We start from the raw sequence: 22088 nt of genomic DNA on the forward strand, positions 1-22088 counted from the left end.
ATCATCAAGATTCTGCCGAAGCTTCATCAGCGATAATCTTCCGTTCGACTTGCATGTGTTAGGCACGCCGCCAGCGTTCATCCTGAGCCAGGATCGAACTCTCACGTTTAAATGTTTCTCAAACATCTCTGTTTAAGATCGTTCGTCTTCTGACCAGAACTTAAGCTTGGCTTTTGTTCTGTCCGTTTTACCTTTAGTTAGGTTGTTTTGTTCTCTGAACATTCTTTTTGGAATTTTCAGGGTTGCATTACTATTTCATTGTCAAAGTGCTTAAATACTGGGCTTGCAGGCATTTCGTATGTTTGCCGTGCGCCGCAGCGATATTTAATATATCACTCACCTGGGGTAGTGTCAACAACAAATTTAAACAATTTGCAATTATTTTTTTTTTTATGACTTTCCTTCCATCATATCCAGTCCGATTTATTTATATAAAAAAGCAAGCCCTCTCATAGATAACGGCTTGCTTTCCCCAAATAATAGCTTTCCTCTTATATGTACCAAAGACTACTGTTTCATCTGTAGTCAGATATCAAATCCTTTTACTTTCCCATCATTTACTGCATCTTCAACCTTAAAGCCTACAGGCTCATCTGATTCATAAACAGGATCCTTCTCCGGATTTGCATAGGTAACCGGATCTTCAGTCTTTTTAGTGTAAACAACACCCTCCGGATTATCATCCATAATGATAGCTGCAATAATATAAGGTAGAATTCCCACTCCGCCGAAAAGAACAAGTAAAAGATATATAAGCCTTACAATTGTAGGATCTATTCCAAAATATTCAGCCAAACCTCCGCATACTCCACAAATCTTTTTATCTCTGCTTTTATATAATCTTTTTCCCATATAAATAATCCCCGCTTTCCAAATAGTTCTTTACTATCTATAACGAATATAATCCCAAAAGGTCTTCAGATATATCTCTTCTTTTGTAAAAAACACCTTTCTTATTCCTTCATTTTAGCGATTTTATCATAGTAATAAAGAAAAACAGGCAAGAAACGATTTCCAGACGCCTCCCCAACCGGCACTATAATCGTATATGTAAATCTATTGAAGGCTATATTGGAATGCTCATTTGCATCATATATATTTTTATTGTAGCTATATTGGAATACTCCTCAACATCATATTTATTTTTATTGGAGCTATATTGGAATACTCATTAGCATCATATGTATATATATTGGGGCTATATTGGAATTCTCCTTAGCATCATATGTATAAATATTTGAACTAAATCAGGATTCTCCTTATCATTATATGTAAATCTATTAATGCTATATTGGAACACTCATTAGCATCATCAGATTTCAAATGCCATCTCAAAACCCGAACGTACAGACTGCCACAAAGTACCGCCTACATTAGAACAGTCACCGATAATACATGTGTCACAGACTATATTTTTAAGTGCTTCAACAACAGCAGTATTCTTCTTTTGACCAAATGAAAGAACAACATTATCACAAGGAATTACTTCTTTGCCGGATGCATTGGAAATAATCATCCCCTCAGAGGTCACGTCTTCAACCTTACTCTCACAGATGAATTTAACTCCATATGAACCAAGCTTCTGCATAAGCGAAGTACTATTCATAAGAGAAGCACCGTTTCCAAGCATTGATTCCGGAATCATATCAACTACAGTTACTTTTTTTCCATGCATGGAATACTCAAGTGCTGCTTCAAGTCCTGTGAAACCACCTCCTGCAATAACAACATTCTCGCCTATTGAATCGTTGGTCGCATCTCCTACCCACTGTACCTTTTCTGTTCCGGTAGCTGTGAAATCTGGGATTATCGGATTACTTCCAACAGCGATTATTAGTACATCTGGATTTTCTTTTCTTATGAGCTCCTCAGTAACTTCTGTATTCATCCTAATATCAATGTTCTTATCAGAAGAGATGGTTCTTATAGACCATTCCAGATATTTCTTTAAATCTTCCTTGAAATCAGCCTTTGCAGCTCTTATAAAGTTTCCTCCAAGTACATCACTTTTTTCACAGAGTATAACTGAATGTCCTCTCATGGAAGCAGTCCTTGCAGCTTCCATTCCTGCAGGGCCTCCACCAACGATCAGCACTTTTTTAGTATCAACCTTTTTATCTATTCTGCCAAAGTATTCCTCTCTTCCAATGAGGGGATTTACAGTGCACCTAAGATCATGGAGTTTCCCATGTGTCTGGTTTATACAATTGTTACATCTGATGCAGGGTCTTATTTCATCTTCTTTCCCACATCTGAATTTATCTACACAGGCAGGATCTGCTATTAAAGGTCTCACAAGAGCCACCATGTCTGCAGAACCGGATTCGATTATCTCATTTGCCACAAACATGTTATTACCACCAACCACACTTATTGGAGTAGAGAGCTCAGCCTTGAATTTAGCAGCATTGTCTACATTTATTTTTCTTTTGTCATAGACTGTTGGAAATACAAAGGGAAGATCTTCTGTGTTTTCAAGCACTCCTCTGGATATATTGAATATATCAACATATTCTTCAATGCTCTTTGCAAATTTGATCTGATCATCAACGGATAGTCCGCCTTCCTGCATTTCCTCACCGGAGATTCGGTATTCGATGGCAAGCCTGTCACCGACTTTTTCCCTGATGCCCTTAAGTATTTCTCTGATAATTCTGGTTCTGTTCTCAAAACTTCCGCCGTATTCATCGGTTCTCTTATTGGTTGATTCCCTGTAAAACGCAGCTGCAACCACACCATGTCCGCCATGGATCATTATGTAATCAGAACCTATACTTAGTGCGTTTACTGCACCCTCGATTATTCCTTTCTGATAATTGTGAATATCTTCTATAGTATAGGTGTTTACCAGAACCTCTGCAGGAATAAACATCTCCTTTGCTCCTATCAGTTCCCAGCCTATTTTTACATCATACTGATGAGCAAGCTCTACCATATTTTTATAACTGCTAAGCAGAAAAGGGTTATGCATATATGGCACAGGAGCCGGGCCATATTCCAGGTTACAGTTGGCAGATCCGATAGTGACCATGCCTACGCCGCCTGCAACCAGATTCCTGAAATGCATCATCTGTTTATTGTCTGCAGCACCATCCATTCTAAAAAGTGCATTGCCGTAAGGCGCACACTCTATACGGTTTTTGACAGTCATTTTGCCAATCTGAAAGGGTGAAAAGATAGCTGAATTGTTCATAGAAACCTCCATATATAACTTTTTTTGCCATGTGATAAATATTTATCAACTTAACTGATACCATTATACAGAGACATTTCTTAGGAAAATACTCGCCAAAAAGCAAAGAGACTCCATAACTTATAGTTATAGAGTCTCGAAATAGTCTTTTATAAAACTTAGGAAGGCACCGGCTGCAGCTGATATGGATTCTTTTTTATATGCAGCAACATAGTTAGGCGAGTGGGCTGTATCCAGTATAGGAACTGCCTTTATACTCTTTTCCTGTATATCATCACCATAGAGGGCTGCTCCGTCACCAAGAACTACAGACATGATAAGTTCGTCAAGAGAATCGACCTTCTTTTTAACGTTAGGTTTATATCCGTCCTTCTTACAGGCTTCCATGAAGTCATTATAGTAATCCTCATTGTATTTTTTTGAAAGAATAACAATAGGTTCCTTTTTTATATCCTCTACTGTTACATAAGGATGTTTCGCTAACGAATGTTCTTTATTACAGAGAAAACATATGGTATATCCATGTAGGATGTCATAATTGAGTTCTCTGCTTTTATTAAATATGGCTTCAAGTCCAAAGCTTATATCAATCTTACCTTGTAGAAGGGCATCTACAGATCCGGAAAAATCATACCGTGTAAGGTTGATTGATATATCCGGATATTTATATTGGAACATTTTTATTGCTTCCACAAGCTCCCTGTTTTCAGATACTCCGGTAAATCCCACGGATACCACGCTTTGGCGATAGCTCATAATATCTGATAAGATATCACTTTCAATCTGAGGAAGCGAAATAACCCGGTCATAAAGAATTCTGCCTGCCTCAGTAAGCTTTGGCTTGTAACCTGTTCTATCAAAAAGTTTTACGCCCAGCTCAGCCTCCAAAGAAGATATCTGCTTAGAAAGATTGGCCTGTGAAAGGTATAGCTCTTTAGCAGCAGCAGAAAAAGATCCGCTTTCCACAACGCAGATGAAATATTTTATTTTTCTGTCCAATATAGCCATAAATTCAGACTCCTACTGTAATTGGCGGCCTTTTTATTTGGCGATGTTTATTCCACTTAGCTTCCTTTTAACGACAAACAGACAGATAAAGCACATAATAATCTGAGTAATTGTCGAGCATGGTGTTGCCAGTCCTATATGAAAAAGCGATACAGGTTGCTGCTTACTCATGATATATGACACCGGAATTCTCACAAGAAAAGCTCCCACAATTCCCTGTAGCATGACAAATCTAGTATATTCCATTCCGTTAAAAAATCCTATAAAGCAGAAAAGGAAGCATGTAAACAGGCAGTCAATGGCATAGGCTTTAAGGTAATCCCAGGAAGCTGCAACGACCTCTGTATCTTTTGCAAATATCCCGGACAAAATATCACCGTGATAAAAAGCGCTGTAAAACATAAATACAGCAAATATAAATGACACTCCGATAGCATATCTTAGGCCTTTGAAAGCTCTGTCATACTTGCCTGCTCCTCTGTTTTGGGATACAAATGCTGACATTGACTGCGCAAAAGCTGATGGTATGAGCATGATAAATGCGCAAACTTTCTCTGCAACGCCCACACCTGCAGATGCAATTACTCCAAGTGAATTGACTATAGCAAGAATAACCAGGAAAGAAATACCCACAAGCAGATCCTGCAACGCAACGGGAGCTCCGATAAGCACTATTTTTCTAATAATTTCTTTCTTCAGCTTGAAACATGTGCGATCAAGCTTAAATGGCAATTCCTTTTTGCTTATAAGCCACAAAGATATAATGACGCTTATCAGCTGCGCGGCTACGGTTGCAATGGCTGCACCTTTTGTTCCCATCCTGAGTCCTGCTACTAAAGCAAGATCTCCAATAATATTACAGACACAGGCTATAAGTACTGTCATAAGTGGAGTGACAGAATCTCCAAGTCCTCTGAATATACTTCCAATCAGGTTGTAAAATATTATTATCACTGCTCCTGCTCCGCATATCCTTATATATGAAACTGTAAGATCATAAGCCTCCTCCGGCGCATTCATTATGCTGGCGAGATTTCCCGCAAACAGTGATATGAACAGCGTAAGGAAAAGACCTATAGACAAAAACAGCATTATTCCGTTAGCTACAATCTTTCCACCCTCAGAAGCTTTTCTTTCACCTATTTTCTGACCCAGGAACACAGTCATGCCCATAGATAAGGAGCTAACAAGATTGGTCAGTGTCATCATTATCTGAGAACCGGTCGATACTCCTGACACGTCGGCAGGATCAGCAAATTTACCTACAATCATAAGATCTACAGCACCATAAAGTGACTGTAAAAACAGTGCCAATAGTACAGGCACTGCAAACTTAAGAAGCGGTACAAGTATTTTTCCTTCTGTAAAATTTTTCTGATTAGTCACGTTCATTACCTCCAAAAAAAGCCGGATAAGAAACCGGCATTTCAACCAGTCATCTTATCCAGCTTGTCATTTCAAGAACAACTCACCCTCCGATGAATTAACAGTTATTAAATTCAATGGATATATGTTAACGTATCATCTAAAAAAATGCAAGCCTGTATGCCTCCTCTATCATGGTTACCAGTGATGACAAAAGAAAAATAGTAAATACAGTTATAGAAATCTCCGTCCCCCGAAACTTATTAAAATCCAATTTCAATAATTATATTGCCATCTGTATAGGATGCATCAACAGAGCAATCCATTCTTTCAGCAAATATCTTTACAATGGACAGTCCAAGACCTGTCGAATTCTTTCTTGCATTTTGTACTGTAAAGAACCTGTCAAAGAGTTTATTTACATCAACTGTTGAAAGTTCTTCTGATGTATTGGCCACTCTGAGCCTGCCATCATCAGTAAGTGTAATATCAAGATCGCCATCACTATATTTAATGGCATTGCTAATAAGATTGTTCATTATCCTCTCAACATATGTAGGATACAGATTTCTTATTATCTTTTCATCTGTGATTTCAATGATTGGCGTAATGCCTCGCTTCTTAAGGGCAGGATAATAATTCATGATGCAATCCTCCAGCACCTTGTTTACGTTTACATCCTGCTTTTCCTCGTTTATCTCTCCACCTGTTATTATGGAATATTCGAAAAGCTCCTCGGTAAGCTTTTTCATATGTTCCGTTCTGCCCTTAATGACATCCAGGTACTTTTCAAGTTCAGGACTTTTTTCTTTGCGCTCTGCAAGCTCCAGATAGCCGCTTATTGCTGTAAGAGGCGTTCTGAGATCGTGGGAAATATTGGTTATTACAGATTTTATCTCCCTGTCACCAAGCTCATATCTGTTATAGGAGTCTCTGAGCTTTTCAAGAGTATTGTTCATAGCCTTCGCAAGAAGCCTTACTTCCTTATCCCTGCTGGAAACCGTGAGAAGAGTATTGCTGCGTAGCTTTGCCCTCTCTTCATAATCTTTCCTTAGTTCCTTAATTGACATCCTCATCGCTATTATTTTTGAAACCAGAATAATTATAATTATCAGGCACAGGATAAGAAGATATTTCATATAATGCTCCATGTTTTAGAAATTTTTAGATTTTTGCAGGCAGAAGAGGAAATTCAATAATCTATCGGATCAATAGGTGTAACCTCGTAGTAATAGATAATCGCATCATATCTGTCTGCAGGAACCATCTTAATACGGTCTGACCTACCGAGTTCACTTGCAAGGGAATATCCCTCGCCAATGATGCTGTTAAAAATATAGCTATGGATAAGCTTATGTACCTTACTATTTTCATCCGTAACTTTTGAGAAATCAAGGCAATATGTACCGTCTTCAAAATTCTTTGCCTGATATGCAAGAGGGTCATTACTGCAGTAAAAATGATCTGCCCTATGATAATTATCCTCATATGTTCCTGCCGTATGGATATTCACATCCCCTTTGTAAAACTCTGTTCCTATGCAGAAGTAGCTCCCATCAAAGAGTCTGTCTATCCTGTCACCCATTGTATCGGAATCTGCACTGGGAAGAGGGCTTGAGCCGCCCCTCATTGCATGAGCATTGTGAGCAGTTATAACAATCTGCGAATACCCCCTGTCTCCCTCAATATCAGAATAGCTCTTAAGATTCTCTGCCATGCACTGATCTCTATGCTTGCCAAAAGCTTCCTGGTCAGTATCATAATCAGGAGCATCAAGATTCTGCAAAACAACCTTTGCCGTCATGGAAAGCTGTTTATGCTTCAGATCATCAATCGATGAAAGTCTTTCATATAGCTTTTGGAAAAACTCCCTTTCCCCGGCATAGTCGGATTTTTCTTCAGTTTTAATAGAAAGGATTTTTTCCTTCTCAGATTCAGTCAGAAGTTCACAACCTTTTTTACAGAGTTCCTGAAGATAAATGATTGCTGTCTGTGCTCCCTGTGGATCCACTCCGTAAAACATCAGTGATTCTTCATAAGGAACAGCCAGGTTGTAGTCCCTCATCCACTTTAAAAGCTCTACCATCTCTTCAGTATCATAGAGTGGATAGCTCTGTTTCCCCATTACTGCCACCAGATCCGAATCAGGGTCATGTATTGCGTCGTTTATCATGGTGCCGTCTCCAGCAGCCATTTCAAAACATATACTGTGTCCATCGCCTTCTTTTACAACCTTCTCAAGAACATCCCTCTTAATCTTCTGAAACTCGCGGTTGCCATGTGTTGCTTCTCCGATGCCTACTACCTTTACATTCTTAGGGATAGTAAATTCAGAAAAACTCTCTGCTACATCTTTGATTTCGTCGATATCCTTTTCAGGCGAAAAAGCCTGTGTAGTACCAAGTGCCACGAGACTTCCGATAAATAGTGCCAGTACTCCTGCACTTATAAGAAAAATAATCTTATACTTTTTCACGTTATACTCCCTCTTGATATGTATTGACAGGATTAGTTCAAAATCCTGCAATATCGGCGGGGACCATTCCAAATCATGACTTCGTCATGATGGATATCCCCTTTAATCACTGTAAGTCTCTTTTTCCAAGTCCCAGTGTGCCGATAAGTGCTGAAATCAGAATCACTGCCAATGATATTAAAATCTGTGCCAGCGCTCCGGGATTTGTATAATCATCAGCTATACCTGTCCGCGACAGCCACTGTCCAAACGCCACAATGTTATATATCAGTGAAGCAATGTATCTTTGTGTACCCTTAAATGCGAATGCAAGAAGTGCATTCCCGATCATGATACCTGTATAGCAGATCTGCAGTACAAGAAAGGTTAATACTGCAAGAAGAACCATCCTTTTTATTCTCATAGCCATGATAAGAAGCACTGAAATGTATCCGCAAAGTGCAAGGAACAGGATAAGATAACGTAAAAGGAGCTGTCCCGAAATGTTTACACCACCGATAAAGCCGGCAATCATGTGGCAGACAATCATTATTCCCAGTGCTGAAAAATGAGAGAGCATGTGGCTAAAATAGACTTCCTTCTGGGAATAACCGGCAATAATCTTATTTCTTATAACTCCGTCCGAATATTCTATATGTGTAAATACCGGAACAAAGATTGTAAAAAAGCCCATCATGGCAATGCTGATAAAGAACATTCTGCCGTCGTAACCCATTTTTTCAAATCTTCCTGTCATATGAAGAATATTTGCTGTAAAAGCATAAGTTGCAACAAAGGCTATAATCAGACCACCAATAAAAAGTATATTTTTAAATATTCTCTGCATATTAGCTTTATATAAATTGATCATATTATTTCTCCAAACTGTCACTTAATCTGTTTTCTGTTAAAAACCAAAAGCCCCGCTACTACTGAAATCAGGATCATTCCTGCACATCCAATAACGTAGCTTCCCATGTCATAATGCGGAACCGTTGAAAAATAAGAATAGGGAATGAATCTGTCAATAAATCTGTACATCAAAAGCTTGAAGCCGGAGAGCTGACAGAACCCTTTTTCCGGATAAAGTTTATCAAGTATAAACGTGTCATATACTTTTAATGCAAAAGCTATGGCAAGTCCGACAACGTAAGAAGCCTTGCTTCCACCAAGCATCATGATAAGACTCGTTGAAAATGCACCAACTGCCATACATGCCAGGGTTAAAATCAGCCAATAGTCTGCAATCTCATTAACAGAAAAGGTAACAAATCCGCCTGTAAACATCACTGCAACAACTGTTGAAAGGACTGCAGCTACAAAAGCATATATCGCTCCCTGCATCATTCCTGTACACACTGCTGATAAAAAAGCATCTGATCTTTTCACACCGGAGATCAGCTTGTTCCTGATACAACCATCTGAAAATTCTCTGTCAGTCAGATAAAGAGTTGAAGCGGTAACAAGAAATGCAGCCATAGAAGGGAAAACAAAGGCAACATCCTCAGCTGCCACTGTGTCTTTTAGAAAAAAATAAATCAGGCTCACACAAACCAGATAGAACAGCTGGTAGACTATAACAGCCAGAATTCCTGTATGAAATCCGCGGCTAAACAGGACATTTCTCGTATCAGCATACAGATTTCTGAACATTATCATTGCCTCCTAATAAAGAAAGATAAAAAGCTTCAAGACTCTCATCGCGTTCTTCCATGGTTATGATCGAGCAGCCTACCTTTTCAAAATCCTTGGCAATATCAGAGAAAACAACATCCGCATAGACATCTGCTGTATTGGTATCAAGAATCTTATAATCTATACCTTTCTCCTCCATTACCTTTGTAAGAAGTTCAACATTACTTACCTTCATACGAACTGCCTTTCGGCACTCATCCTTAAGCTCCTTGCTTGTCATCTGACGTACAATATGTCCCTTATCGATAAAGCCGTAATTTGTGGCAACCTTTGCAAGTTCATCAAGAATGTGGCTTGAAATAAGGAAAGTGATGCCTCTTTCTTTATTCAGCTTTAGGATAAGTTCTCTCACTTCGATGATTCCCTGAGGGTCAAGACCGTTTATGGGTTCATCCAGAATAATAAAATCAGGACTTCCGCAAAGGGCAACTCCGATTCCAAGTCTCTGGCGCATTCCAAGTGAAAAGTTTCTTGCCTTCTTTTTTCCTGTATCAGCAAGGCCCACAAGCTCAAGTATCTCATCTACGCAGTCAAAATCCGGAAGCCCAAGCATGAGGCACTGCTGAATTAGGTTATCTCTTGCCGTCATATCCTTATAGATTGCAGGTGATTCTACAACAGCTCCCATTCTGCGCCTTGCCTTCACGATATCCTTATCGTCACCGGATTTTCCCATAAGCTCATAAAAACCTTCTGTCTGCTTCTGAAGTCCGCACATTATTCTTATAAGAGTTGTCTTACCTGCGCCGTTTTTTCCAACGAATCCATATATAGCACCCTTAGGGATTTCCATATTCACCTGAGAGAGCGCTGTAAATTTTCCATATCTTTTACTGATATTATTTGCTTTAAAAACGTATTCCATTGTTTTCTCCCTTTCCATTCTATAATTATCATGCGCATCCAAAGCGGAGCATTTTTAATATCATAGATTATTGTTTTTCCTCAGAAAAACAATAATCGTATTGGACCAGGTACTCGCGAAGCGAGGGGCGTGTCCTGCCAAAGGAAGGATTCTTGTGGGCATTTTCCGCTTTTGCCCACAAGAAGTCATATAAATTCCCTGCGAAATTAAAAATACCACCTTCCGGTCAAGAAAGTGGTATAAAGAACGTCAAGATTTGGTCAAGATTCATTAAACTGAAATCCTATTCCGTAAATTGCTTCTATATGATCAATGTTATCAAGCTGTGAAAGCTTCTTTCTGACGTTACTGATATGCTGCTTCAATGAGCGCTCGGTGCAATCCGGAGTATCCTCACTTATTCTGTCCAGAATTGTACTTCGCCCAATTGGTCTGTTAGGATTAAGCATAAGTATATTCAATATCGCAGCCTCTGTCCTTGTGAGATTCGTTTCTTTATCTCCGATTGTAACAATACCAAGACTTGAATCTAATTTTATATTTCCGGCTGTGACAATGTTCGCATCCGTAGAGCTCTGCCTTGTAGCACCAACAGGATTGGCCAGCCTGAGCTGGGCTTCAACTCTGGCAAGAAGCTCTGCTATCGCAAAAGGTTTGGTTATATAGTCGCTTGCACCTTTATGCAAAAGCTCTATTTTACTTTCAAGATCAGATTTGGCACTCATAACAATAGTCAAAATGCCATTCAATCTGGTTATGAGTTCTTCTCCTGTCATACCCGGAAGCATCAGATCAAGAAGAACGAGGTCCGGTTTTTCCTTTTCCAGGAGCATAATCGCTTCTGTTCCTGAATAAGCCCTGCTCACTATGTATTCTTCAGCCTCAAGAGCCTCCTGAAGCATATCCCCGATATTTATGTCATCCTCAACAATCATTATTTTGTAGCTGTTCATTTACTTTTCTCATCCTCTTGGTACACATGGAATGCACCTGTTTAGTCATTAAATTTTGTGCCTTCTCTGATGATATCCATATATTCCCCATACGAGATGGATACTCCTCCCATACTTTCCAAATGGTCTGTATGAAATTGGCAATCTATCATAACATATCCATTCTTCTCAAGAATATGTGAAAGAGCAATAAGCGCAAGTTTCGATCCATTTTCAATCTCAGTATACATACTTTCTCCAAAAAAGCATCTTCCAATACTTACCCCATACAGTCCACCGGCTAGTTTATCCTCTATATAGGCATCAAGACTGATAGCAAAGCCCTTATCGTATAGTCTCTTGTATGCCTTTTCCATATCATCTGTTATCCAGGTCCCTTGCTTATGCTCTCTTTTAATCCTGCATCTGTGCATTGTATCAGAAAAATCCCTATTAAGCATGAAACTGATATGATGCTTTCTGATGAACTTTTTCATAGAATGTGATACATGGATTTCTGAAGGCTTTATGATAAACCTATCTTTTGGACACCACCACATAAGCGGTTCTCCCTCTTCGTACCATGGAAAAATGCCGTTGCTGTATGCCAAAAGAAGGCGATCTGCACTGAGATCACCTCCGATTGCAAGAAGCCCATCATCATTTGCAAGAGTAGGGTCAGGAAAGGCTATAATATTATCATCAAGTCTGTATACCGGCATCGCTGTCTCCTTCTTACACTTGCCTTAGTTTTTGGATTTAAATCCTGTTTTGCCGGTAATTATTGCTTCTATTAGCAATATTGTTCCTACGTAAACACTGGAATCAGAGAAATCATCTCTGATAATAAGAAATATGATTATTGCAATAAGCAAAACAGTAATAATTTTGCATATAATTTTTATCTTTGGTTTCATTTTCGAATCGTCAAAATCAACCGCATATATTATCAGCCCAAGACTGATACATAAAGAAAGAGTAGCAATAGCAATGCTTTTTCCTGTTCCATCGCTGTTGTACAGATACAGCAATCCAAGAAACTGTGCCAAAGCTGCAACAACCACTGATATCAGCGTGGCTACTTTCCTCTCCCGCTCACTTTTCTGCTCCGGAACCATTGCAGCCAGCCTAAATATTCCGACTACATTCAGAAAAGTACCTATAATAAACAATATCCAACCTAAAATACCCATTTCATCAGGCATAGCAAAAAAAACAGCACATCCTGCCACGACTAGAACTGTGCATAGTAATAACTCTTTAAGCGAAAAAGTTGGCTTATTCTTTGAGTATTTCTCTTCAAGTTTTTTTAAATCTATTTCCATTTCGGTTTCACCCCGTTTTAGTCATATGTGCTGATTGTCTGCCTAAATTGTGCTGCCAGACTGAGTACATTTAATTTTGTTCTTTGAATAGATGTATTATATCATTATCTCTCCTCTTTTTTCTCAGAAATCTTCTTACCGTATAGGTCAGAAAACTTCTCATCCAACTCCTTTAGCAAGTCATAATCCTCATCAGAATACTCTTTATACTCTTCAATGTTATACCTCGCAGAGTTGTTATCTCCTGTGGTCTGATCATCTATTCTGATTGTGTAATACCATGGTGTGTAATCTGTAATGAAATCATTGCTGTCTTCCCTCTCTGCCAATTCCAAAACGCCACTTTCTTTTATGAAAGCATCAAATTCGATAAGCTTTGCAGCACGCACCGAGTAGGTAGTAGCGATGACCGGTTCCTCATAACTATCTCTTTCATAGGTTGTGATAGTCCATATTCCCTCTTTATCCTTCATAAGCATCTCAAAATGACAATCACCTGCCATACTGGAACTGCCTTTAGCATGCTCGTATCCCATAAGAGCTATGGATTTAGCTCTTTCAATATCTTCAGGTGAATCTTTAGAAGCTGTATCACAGCTAAGAAGCGATGTCGCCAGTGACATTCCTACAATAATAGACACCATTTTCTTCATAAATCTGTTTTTCATTCCAGACCCCCCTTCCATTCGTCAGAAATATATTCTTGTAATAAAGCTATTTACAACTATAATAAGCAATTTCTGCGTTTTTCGGCAAGCCAAGGATTGGCCCTTTGCTTTCTCTCTCCACAGAATGAGCCTTTTTTCAGCTAAAAATAAAACGAGCGTAGGAAACATCATTCCTACGCTCTGATAAAAATTAGTATATTTCTCTTATTGCATCCTTAAGAGTTTCTGAGATGTCAGCTTCATTAAGCCAGGTAAGGAAGCCCTCGTCATCGTATCTGTTAAGGGCATCGTTTATCTTATCCTTAGTAATGATCTCTATCCAGGCAAATTCAACTATATCAAATACCTGTTTTTTATGGTCATTTGATGAAAGTTTAATGCCGGATATTGTTACCCCAGCACCTTCTTTGGTCTCAACTTCACCTACATAGACAGTAAGTATCTTCTTAGCAGGATCATATTTTGCATTACTGCTAATGTCCTCATTGGAGCCGGTGCAAACTGTCACTTTATCCCCGCAAGGCTCTACACCATAGATGCATATTTCGTAAGTTCTCTTATCCTTTACAAGTGAGAGTTCTCCTTCAGCAGGGGATATTCTTACAGAAATATCTTTTCCTTCAGAATTCTCTGAACATGTCATGTCAAATGTGGTCTTAACGAATTTACCATCTTTGTACTCCATGCTTATGCCGTCATCCTCATACATTGTATAGGATCCGTCTTTGCCTGCGCCTATGCAAAGTCTTAATGATGCGGGATTCTCGACACCGTTCTTCTTATCTTCAAGGGACATGGGAACTATACCGCCCTCGCCTATAAGAACCGGAATATCTGTAAGTTTTCTATAGAGCTTTCTCATTTTGCCGCCCTTATAGATTCTTCCTGAGAAAATGTCATACCATCTGCCCTCAGGTAAAAGCATATTTACTGCTGACATCTGCAAGGATTTGTCGATAGGACTGGTAATCGCACCTACAATGAGCTTCTCACCAAAACCGTATTCTGTGGGAACCTTGTAAGCTCTTTCATCCTCAGGGAGCAAGTAATACATAGGTCTTATCAGCGGTCTGTCCTCATCATAAGCTCTGTAACTTTCAGTGTACAGATATGGAAGAAGTCTGTGCCTTAGTCTCATGTATTTTCCCATGATGCTGTGATAAGGCTCTTCTATTACCCATGGCTCCTTATTAAGGAATGGACTGCTGCTACTGTGAAGGCGCATTACAGGAGAAAATACACCATACTGTATCCATCTGATAAGTCTCTCATTATCCTTATCTCCCATCATATGTCCACCGATATCATGGCTCCAGAAGCCATAACCAATGTTGCTGGCAGTGCTGGTGAAATATGGCTGGAAATTAAGACTCTTCCATGTCATAACAGTATCTCCGGAGAATCCAACAGGATATCTGTGGCTCCCGGGGCCCGCATATCTTGAAAAGATCATGGGTCTTCTGTTTCTGCCTTCCTGATCATGATAGTGATAATGATTTAAGAGGAAAAGCGGATCAACGCTGTCAGCGCCTTTACCAGTTCCCTGTTGCCAGTCAATCCACCAGAAATCAACGCCTTCCTTTTCATAAGGATGCATCACCACATCAAAATAAGCTTTTCTGTATTCAGGATCTGAAAAATCAAATTCCAGAGGTCTCTCAGAGGAAGGATCAACTCCAAGCTGCTTTGCCATTTCTTCGTACATATCCTCAAAGGCTCTTATACCATCAGCAGGATGAAGATTTAATGTTGTGGCAAGTCCGCGTTCATGAAGCATTGAGAGGAATCTTGCAGGATCAGGGAAAAGCTCTTTATTCCAGGAATATCCTGTCCAGCCTGTTCCATACTTGGGATCAACATCAGTCACATGCCAGTCCATATCTATTACTGCAACAGAAAGCGGTATCTCAAGTTCTTCGAACTTATCTACTACCTCTTTATAGGACTCCTCAGTATATCTGAAGTATCTGCTCCACCAGTTACCAAGAGCATATCTTGGAATCAGAGGTGTTTTTCCGCAAAGAGAATAAAACGCTTTAAGTCCGCCAAAGAAATCTTTGCCATAGCCAAAGAAATAGATATCTATTCCTTCTGTTTCTCTATATGCATACTCATAGCTGCCTGGTGTTCCATCACCGGAAGAAACTACGACAGGGCTTGCACTATCGTTCATAACAGCAAAGCCTCTTCTTCCAAAAATTCCTTCCTCAAGCCACAGTCCACCGTCACATCCATCAAGAGTTCTTGCAGTTCCGAACAGGTTTTCATCAGAGTTACCGTATGTGATGCTGTAATGCCATACATTTCCTGAATCTTTAAGCTCTATGCTAAGTCCATCAGTGGAAAATGGCTGCTCATCATATCTAATTATGAGGCTATCTGTCTCTATTTCTATTCCGGTCTCTGTCTTTTTCTCACTGTAGCGAACTTCGGGAAAATTTCTGTTTACCACAGTCTTAGATAATCTATCCTCGAAAACCCCGTTTTCTGCGTATTCCAGTCTTATTAGCCTGTCTGTCATAATGCTAATTCGATATTTTTCTCCAATAATCATTCCCAATCTCCTGTTTTCCATCTATTTTGCTTCTGCGAATTTTTATACCCTGAATAGATATGATGCACATCCGGGAACCTTCACAACAAGGTTTCCATCCTTTTCTTTTGCATCTATATTCTCTCCAAACTCATCTGTTACATCAGCCAGAGCCTTAGCACCGATAATCCAAAGAGGGAGCTCTATTTCACGCTCATTCTCTTCCATTGATATGATGCCTACATATTTCTCACCGTCCATGAATCTTGAAACAGCGAGGATTCTGCCATCTGCATAGAGAACCTTTCGTCCGCCCTCTGAAAAAGCAGGGTTATTTCGTCTAAGTGATATTATCTTTTTATAGACAGCAAGGTGCTTATCTCTATTTTCATTTTCCTTATTCCAGGGCATCGGATATCTGAAGCCTGCGTCGTGCTCAGTATAACCTTCAATTGCAAGCTCATCCCCATAGTAAATGCATGGAATTCCTGTCCAGAGAAGCTGCGACAAAGCAACGCTCTTCCACTTATCAAAAGTTATGTTGTCGTGGTTGTGAACCCTTGGTACATCATGACTGTCAAAAAGATTCATCTGACAATCTGCAATAACCTGGGGCAACACGCTGTAGTGTGAATCTGTTCTCTTAACCACATCCTCAGAGGTCATATCGTATTTAACCTTGTTGAAAGCCTCTGTTCTCATAAGGAAAAGATCCGGCAATCCCGCAAACTGTCTTACAATACGGCCATATCCGAAGTAATTCATCGGAGTATTCCAAAGATTACCCTGAAGATACTCGGAACAATCTGCCCAATGCTCGCCGATTATTATGGCATCTTTTTTGACCTCTCTTATAGAATCACAAACCTCTCTCCACACTTCAGCAGCCAGCTGAACATCATCATTTCGCGCAAGAACATCAGCCACATCAAAGCGCCAACCGTCAATATTATATGGAGGCTTAAGCCATTTTTTCAATACAGAATTCTCGTCACGGTAAATGACATTTCTAAGCTCTTCATTTCTGTAATCAAGAACCGGAAGCGTTGAAAATCCTGCCCAGCCCATGAGTGAACCGTCTTCCTTCTTAAAATAATAGGGTTTTCCTTCATGTACCCAGTTATGCTCTATTCCGGTGTGATTTATGGAGATATCAAGAACCAGCTTTATGCCGTTTTCATGTAAAGCTTCTGACAGCTTAGCCAGAGCCTCGTCTCCACCAAAATGCTCGTCCACATGGAAATAATCAATGCAGTCATATTTATGACTTGAGTAGGCTGAAAAAATGGGATTAAGGTAAACCGCAGAGATTCCAAGATCCTTAAGGTAAGGAATCTTATCAATTATTCCTGTAAGATCTCCGCCAAAGAAATCCATACCGGCACTTATTTCACCTGAGATAGGATCGCTATTCCAATCATCAACCTTAATGGGCTTTCTTCCCTGATACTCGTACTCTCCCGACTCCACATCATTTGTCTTATCTCCGTTGCAGAATCTTTCAGGGAAAATCTGATAAAATACCGCACCCTTTACCCAGTCAGGCTGCACATAATCTGATAGAAGTACAAAATCATGCTTATAATCAGGAACATATGTTGTAATTCCTTCCTGATTGTAAAAATAAAAGTTTTCTTTAGTTGTTATTGCAAATAAATAGCTCACGCGGGGCTCATTTATAGTGATTTCTGCTTCATAATAAGATAATCCACCCTCAGTATATGCAAGATCCATGGGGATATATCTCTCTGCTCCGTTTACCATCTGCCTTATCATGACATCAACTACAGGAGCACCTTCTAATAGTCTTAATCTGACGTTAACCTTATCTCCAAGTTCAGGATTTGGATTACTCACAAATCCACGGGTTCCGTCACTGTATACACTTTCAAGCCAGTTTTTCATATTAATCCTCTTAAATAAACCTATGATATAAGGGGCAAATAAATTTGCCCCTTATAGTAGTAGTACTTAACCCTTAACGGATCCTGAAAGTCCTTCAACGTAAAATCTCTGAAGCCATACGAAAAGGATCACGATAGGAACAGCTACGACAACAGCACCTGCTGCGAACTGTGTATAATATGTATCAATTCTTCTAAAGTCAGTCAGCCAATACAAACCTACTGCAACCGTATATGAGCTCTGCTTATCTCCGAACAGCATGCTGGGGAAGATATAATCAGACCAAGCGCCAAGGAAGTTACCAAGCACTGTGTATACGATTATGGATTTTGATAAAGGCAGTGTGATGTGTGTAAAAATCTGAAGTCTGGAAGCGCCATCGATAATTGCCGCTTCATCAACAGCCTTCGGGATTGTGTCAAAGAAACCTTTGCTGACATGGTAACCCATAGCAGCTCCGGCAGCTCCTACAACGATCAGGGCTACAATTGACTGGTTAAGTCCAAGTCCCTTCAAAATGTTGTAAACAGCAATAAGTGACATGAATCCGGGGAACATACCGATAATCATAAGTATGTTCATAAATCCTTTTCTACCATTGAATCTTGTTCTACTGAGTGTAAACGCTGTTGCAAGAATGATCATTGTGTTAATTACACTGCTGCAGATTGAAACAATGAAGGTGTTGAGCCACCATTTTCTGAATGGAAGCACGCTGTCATTACTGAAAAGATTAACAAAATTCTGAAGTGTGAGCTTCTTAGGGAAGAAATAACCAACATAGTATCCCTGCTCAGCACGAAGTGCGGTAAGAAGTATCCAGACAATAGGGAACATCCAGATAACACCAAGTATTGTAAGGATGATATAACCTCTGTTTGTCTGAGTAACCTTCATAATGTTAACCAGTGTGAAATATGCAGCAATGATGCCGATCCAGAAACCGATTCCCATGTTCTTTACATAAAAACCACTCTGTAATCCTGCTTTTTCAAGGATGTTCTTTGATGCAAAAAGTGTAAAAGTCCAAAAAACAGTATTTATAGCCTGTATGCACTGCCAGATTTTCATTCCTGTTACTGATGTTTTTACATAACTGAAAACACCAAGTGCAAATGAAACTATAGTCAGAGCTACAACTACATAAATAAAGAATGTAATTGAAGATTTCTCGGTTGCTGAAGCAAGATCAAAGGCTGTGCCGATGAGAGATCTTCTGTTGCCGTCCTTTGATATGAAAGGAAGGAAAAGACTTATAAAGCTTACGATTATGCCGCATAATGCTCTAAAGTAATATGTAAGATTCAGTCCTATAACTATTTTTTTCATTACTGGAATCCCTCCTCATTCTTCATAGCATTAGATCTAGAAAATGATATAAGTGTAAATGTTGCGGACAGAATAAATATGAGAATACCTATTGTTGCTGCAAGGTTATAGTCATTGCTGTCCTTTGTTAATTTGTAAAGCCATGTTACAAGCAGATCTGTCTTTCCTGCTCCCTTGTAATAATCAAGAGTATGAGGCTCACCTGCTGTCAGGAAGTAGATCGTATTAAAGTTGTTAAAGTTACTGATCAGGTTTGAAATCAAATATGGTGTTGTTACAAACCACATGTAAGGGAAAGTGATCTTTCTAAATGTGGTAAATGGTCCGGCACCATCGATTTTTGCACTTTCATATAATTCGCCCGGAATATTCATAAGTATTCCGCTGACCATAAGCATGGTTACGGGTACACCTATCCAGAAGTTAACGACAATAACCGAAACTCTCGCCCAGGTTGCATTTGATAAGAACGGAAGTGCTTTTTCAACAAATCCCCACTGCTGAAGAAGAACATTGAATATTCCTCTTTCTCCAAGCATGGTAGCAACTACACGAAGGGAAATAAATGCAGGAATAGCCATTGTGAAAACAAATATTGTTCTCCAGAATTTCTTTCCTTTGATTCCCTTTGAATTGATGATCATTGCAAGGATCATTCCACCAAAATAGCAGGTAAAGGTAGCAAAAAATCCCCAAACAAGTGTCCATCCAAGCACAGGCCAGAATGTTGATTTAAGTCTGTCTCCTGTAGCAAGAAGTGTTGTAAAGTTTGTCATACCAACCCAGTCAAAAAGGTTTCCGGGCGGCTGATGCTCTGAATCGTAGTTTGTGAATGCCATAAGTATCATGTAGATAAGAGGCATTACTGTAAATATTGAAAGTCCTACAACAGGTACTGAAAGAAGTAGGAAACGAACATTCTCATTTGTAAGGCTCTTCACGTCTTCAAAGAAATTGTTAACGTGATGGCCGGTAGCATGTCTTTTTCTTGCATTCTCTCCTGAAAAGATTGAGAAAAGCCAGATAGATATAAAAGCAATCGTTATTACTATTGCAACAACACCGTATAACAAAATAAGCATTGAGTTATCGCCCTGTTGCATCTCATAAATTCCGAGTGTTTCATTAAAAGCCATTCCCTGAACGTTGTCACCCAGAGTTGTAAGGTCGTGGATAAGACCACCGCCCTTAACTACCATAAAAACTATGTAAGAGATTTCAAGTAAGAAAAACAAAAGTCCCTTTATTATCTGTCCATATCGGATATTAGCTGCTCCACAGATGATATAAGAAAGCTTCGAAAAAATATCTCCCTTGGTAAATATGGTTATCAGATTTCTATCCTTGTATTCTGTATTCATAATTAACCTCATCAAACAAACTGTTTTGTTTTGAATGCTAAGGGGCTGCATTTATATATGCAGCCCCCACTTGCATTAAATATTTGTTGGAAGAATATCCTAAAAATTACTCTGTAAGTGTTCCTGTGATACTGTCTACAAGTGCATCAAGCTGCTGCTGAAGGTTATCAGAAGTAATCTCACCGTTGTAGATTCCTTCACCAAGAGCCTGTGCAGGATCCCAGTAATCACCCATCTTAGAGATGCTGGGCTGGTTTGTTGCAAGAGCAGCCTGATCGTTAAGAGCAGATGCTACGAAATCACTCTTGATCTCTTCGCTCTCAGAAAGTGACTTAAGAACCGGAACATCACCCTGTGCGTTGTATCTGATAAGTGAGCTTTCAGGATTTGCCATGTATACTGCAAGCTGCTGTGCTGCAAGAGGATAAGCAGTGTTTGACTTAACTGTGATTGTCTTGAAGTCAACGAAGTTTGAAAGCTGTACATCCTTACCACCGATTGTTGCTGTAGGAAGTGCTACCGCACCAAGCTTATCACCAAGAGCTTCCTTAAACTCAGGAGCGCTCCAAGCACCTGATGTAACTGCACCAAGCTTACCTTCTTTGAATGCTGATCCGCCTACGCCGTCAGCGTCCTCAAGGTACTTCGGGTTGGAAGCAAGGTCGATGATGTACTCACCTGCTGCAAGGCCGTTTGCATCATTGAATGTGCAGTTTGAAGGATCTTTTCCATCTTCACCAAAAAGTGTGCATCCGTTTCCAAGGAAGAAGCTCTCGATGTACCATGAATTTGTAATCTGTGTACTGAAGTTCCACATTCCATCGCCAAGATCCTTAGCCATCATTGTGTCAAGATTCTTGATTTCATCCTCTGTGTAAAGCTCCTTGTTGTAATACATGAAGTATGTATTAGGTGAGAAAGGAACTGCATATGTAAGTCCGTCAACTGTAACTGCATTAAGTGCACTTTCAGGAAGGTCAGATGCGATTGTATCAAAATCCTTTGTTATAGGAAGAAGTAATCCCTTACCTGCAAGATCTGCTACCCCGCCGCTGGGTGTGTAGAAGATATCTGCTGCTGTATCAGCATCTGTCTCAAGGTTTGCAGGTGCTTCATCGATACCAACTACTGCGATTTCATATGTGATGTTGAACTCATCATGAGCTTCATCAAAATCCTTTACCATCTGATCTGTGATATCTACCTCTTCTTCAGGTACCCAGATCTTAAGAGTTACATCTTCAGTCTCGCCTGTTGCCTCAGCGGATTTCTCCTCAGTAGCTGCTGCTGTCTCTTCTGTTGCTGTTTCTGAAGATGCTGTTGTTGCTGATGAGTTATCAGAACCACCGCAACCAGCAAGTGTTCCTGCTGTCAATGTTGCTGTCATCATCAAAGCGCCTAACTTTTTCAATTTCATTACTTAATTCCTCCTGTGTAACTAAAATTACTTTTTT

Annotated in this window: 18 protein-coding genes; all 18 read right to left on the reverse strand. The window is 39.6% G+C overall.

The genetic code is table 11. From position 1 onward, the window contains the following. Positions 1–525 precede the first annotated feature (525 nt). The 18 genes from G622_RS27190 to G622_RS0117885 all read right to left on the reverse strand — a co-directional run bounded on the left by G622_RS27190 (position 526) and on the right by G622_RS0117885 (position 22051). Positions 526–852, reverse strand: coding sequence for a PspC domain-containing protein (locus G622_RS27190; RefSeq protein ID WP_081675394.1), 327 nt, complete (start codon positions 850–852; stop codon positions 526–528). 460 nt (positions 853–1312) lie between these two features. Beyond that, positions 1313–3193, reverse strand: a complete 1881-nt coding sequence (locus G622_RS0117805; protein ID WP_044958011.1) for an oxidoreductase — start codon at positions 3191–3193, stop codon at positions 1313–1315. A 126-nt stretch (positions 3194–3319) separates the two neighbouring features. Beyond that, entirely contained in the window at positions 3320–4201 is an 882-nt protein-coding gene (locus G622_RS0117810) for a LysR family transcriptional regulator (protein ID WP_026511807.1), read from the reverse strand. 33 nt (positions 4202–4234) lie between these two features. After that, on the reverse strand, positions 4235–5587 hold the full coding sequence (locus G622_RS0117815) for an MATE family efflux transporter (protein ID WP_026511808.1): 1353 nt from the start codon (positions 5585–5587) through the stop codon (positions 4235–4237). 242 nt (positions 5588–5829) lie between these two features. Further along, complete coding sequence (locus tag G622_RS0117820; RefSeq protein ID WP_081675395.1) at positions 5830–6705, reverse strand: sensor histidine kinase; 876 nt, start codon at positions 6703–6705, stop codon at positions 5830–5832. A gap of 53 nt (positions 6706–6758) precedes the next feature. After that, positions 6759–8042 (reverse strand): erythromycin esterase family protein, encoded by a 1284-nt coding sequence (locus tag G622_RS0117825; protein ID WP_026511810.1) that lies wholly within the window; start codon positions 8040–8042, stop codon positions 6759–6761. Between the two features lie 106 nt (positions 8043–8148). Beyond that, positions 8149–8892, reverse strand: coding sequence for a hypothetical protein (locus tag G622_RS0117830; protein WP_026511811.1), 744 nt, complete (start codon positions 8890–8892; stop codon positions 8149–8151). A gap of 17 nt (positions 8893–8909) precedes the next feature. After that, positions 8910–9674 (reverse strand): hypothetical protein, encoded by a 765-nt coding sequence (locus G622_RS0117835; protein WP_026511812.1) that lies wholly within the window; start codon positions 9672–9674, stop codon positions 8910–8912. Next, the gene (locus G622_RS0117840; RefSeq protein WP_026511813.1) at positions 9652–10581 is read right to left on the reverse strand and encodes an ATP-binding cassette domain-containing protein; all 930 of its coding nucleotides are present in this window, start codon (positions 10579–10581) and stop codon (positions 9652–9654) included. The genes G622_RS0117835 and G622_RS0117840 overlap by 23 nt, the downstream gene beginning before the upstream one ends. 260 nt (positions 10582–10841) lie before the next feature. Further along, positions 10842–11534: a response regulator transcription factor gene (locus tag G622_RS0117845; RefSeq protein ID WP_026511814.1), complete on the reverse strand. Its 693-nt coding sequence runs from the start codon at positions 11532–11534 to the stop codon at positions 10842–10844. 41 nt (positions 11535–11575) lie between these two features. Further along, positions 11576–12235, reverse strand: coding sequence for a leucyl/phenylalanyl-tRNA--protein transferase (aat, locus tag G622_RS0117850; RefSeq protein ID WP_026511815.1), 660 nt, complete (start codon positions 12233–12235; stop codon positions 11576–11578). Between the two features lie 24 nt (positions 12236–12259). Then, the gene (locus G622_RS0117855) at positions 12260–12838 is read right to left on the reverse strand and encodes a hypothetical protein (protein ID WP_026511816.1); all 579 of its coding nucleotides are present in this window, start codon (positions 12836–12838) and stop codon (positions 12260–12262) included. A 104-nt stretch (positions 12839–12942) separates the two neighbouring features. After that, positions 12943–13506 carry a hypothetical protein gene (locus G622_RS0117860; RefSeq protein WP_026511817.1) on the reverse strand — a complete coding sequence of 188 codons (564 nt, stop codon included), beginning with the start codon at positions 13504–13506 and terminating at the stop codon, positions 12943–12945. A gap of 190 nt (positions 13507–13696) precedes the next feature. Continuing rightward, positions 13697–16060: a glycoside hydrolase family 31 protein gene (locus G622_RS0117865; RefSeq protein ID WP_049945938.1), complete on the reverse strand. Its 2364-nt coding sequence runs from the start codon at positions 16058–16060 to the stop codon at positions 13697–13699. Positions 16061–16102: 42 nt separating this feature from the next. Beyond that, positions 16103–17944 carry an alpha amylase N-terminal ig-like domain-containing protein gene (locus tag G622_RS0117870; RefSeq protein WP_049945939.1) on the reverse strand — a complete coding sequence of 614 codons (1842 nt, stop codon included), beginning with the start codon at positions 17942–17944 and terminating at the stop codon, positions 16103–16105. A 66-nt stretch (positions 17945–18010) separates the two neighbouring features. Beyond that, complete coding sequence (locus G622_RS0117875) at positions 18011–19273, reverse strand: sugar ABC transporter permease (protein WP_081675396.1); 1263 nt, start codon at positions 19271–19273, stop codon at positions 18011–18013. Continuing rightward, positions 19273–20634 (reverse strand): carbohydrate ABC transporter permease, encoded by a 1362-nt coding sequence (locus tag G622_RS0117880; protein WP_155831548.1) that lies wholly within the window; start codon positions 20632–20634, stop codon positions 19273–19275. Before G622_RS0117880 ends, G622_RS0117875 begins: the two co-directional genes overlap by 1 nt. Positions 20635–20740: 106 nt before the next feature. Further along, positions 20741–22051, reverse strand: coding sequence for an extracellular solute-binding protein (locus tag G622_RS0117885; protein WP_026511822.1), 1311 nt, complete (start codon positions 22049–22051; stop codon positions 20741–20743). Positions 22052–22088 lie beyond the last annotated feature (37 nt).

The organism is Butyrivibrio sp. LC3010 (assembly GCF_000424385.1).
GTDB lineage: Bacteria > Bacillota > Clostridia > Lachnospirales > Lachnospiraceae > Butyrivibrio.

Bases quoted from the DNA above. Each gene is read 5' to 3' on its own strand.
- G622_RS27190 (WP_081675394.1), bottom strand. From the start codon at position 852: ATGGGAAAAAGATTATATAAAAGCAGAGATAAAAAGATTTGTGGAGTA.
- G622_RS0117805 (WP_044958011.1), bottom strand. From the start codon at position 3,193: ATGAACAATTCAGCTATCTTTTCACCCTTTCAGATTGGCAAAATGACT.
- G622_RS0117810 (WP_026511807.1), bottom strand. From the start codon at position 4,201: ATGGCTATATTGGACAGAAAAATAAAATATTTCATCTGCGTTGTGGAA.
- G622_RS0117820 (WP_081675395.1), bottom strand. From the start codon at position 6,705: ATGAAATATCTTCTTATCCTGTGCCTGATAATTATAATTATTCTGGTT.
- G622_RS0117830 (WP_026511811.1), bottom strand. From the start codon at position 8,892: ATGATCAATTTATATAAAGCTAATATGCAGAGAATATTTAAAAATATA.
- G622_RS0117835 (WP_026511812.1), bottom strand. From the start codon at position 9,674: ATGTTCAGAAATCTGTATGCTGATACGAGAAATGTCCTGTTTAGCCGC.
- G622_RS0117840 (WP_026511813.1), bottom strand. From the start codon at position 10,581: ATGGAATACGTTTTTAAAGCAAATAATATCAGTAAAAGATATGGAAAA.
- G622_RS0117845 (WP_026511814.1), bottom strand. From the start codon at position 11,534: ATGAACAGCTACAAAATAATGATTGTTGAGGATGACATAAATATCGGG.
- aat (WP_026511815.1), bottom strand. From the start codon at position 12,235: ATGCCGGTATACAGACTTGATGATAATATTATAGCCTTTCCTGACCCT.
- G622_RS0117855 (WP_026511816.1), bottom strand. From the start codon at position 12,838: ATGGAAATAGATTTAAAAAAACTTGAAGAGAAATACTCAAAGAATAAG.
- G622_RS0117860 (WP_026511817.1), bottom strand. From the start codon at position 13,506: ATGAAAAACAGATTTATGAAGAAAATGGTGTCTATTATTGTAGGAATG.
- G622_RS0117865 (WP_049945938.1), bottom strand. From the start codon at position 16,060: ATGATTATTGGAGAAAAATATCGAATTAGCATTATGACAGACAGGCTA.
- G622_RS0117870 (WP_049945939.1), bottom strand. From the start codon at position 17,944: ATGAAAAACTGGCTTGAAAGTGTATACAGTGACGGAACCCGTGGATTT.
- G622_RS0117875 (WP_081675396.1), bottom strand. From the start codon at position 19,273: ATGAAAAAAATAGTTATAGGACTGAATCTTACATATTACTTTAGAGCA.
- G622_RS0117880 (WP_155831548.1), bottom strand. From the start codon at position 20,634: ATGAATACAGAATACAAGGATAGAAATCTGATAACCATATTTACCAAG.
- G622_RS0117885 (WP_026511822.1), bottom strand. From the start codon at position 22,051: ATGAAATTGAAAAAGTTAGGCGCTTTGATGATGACAGCAACATTGACA.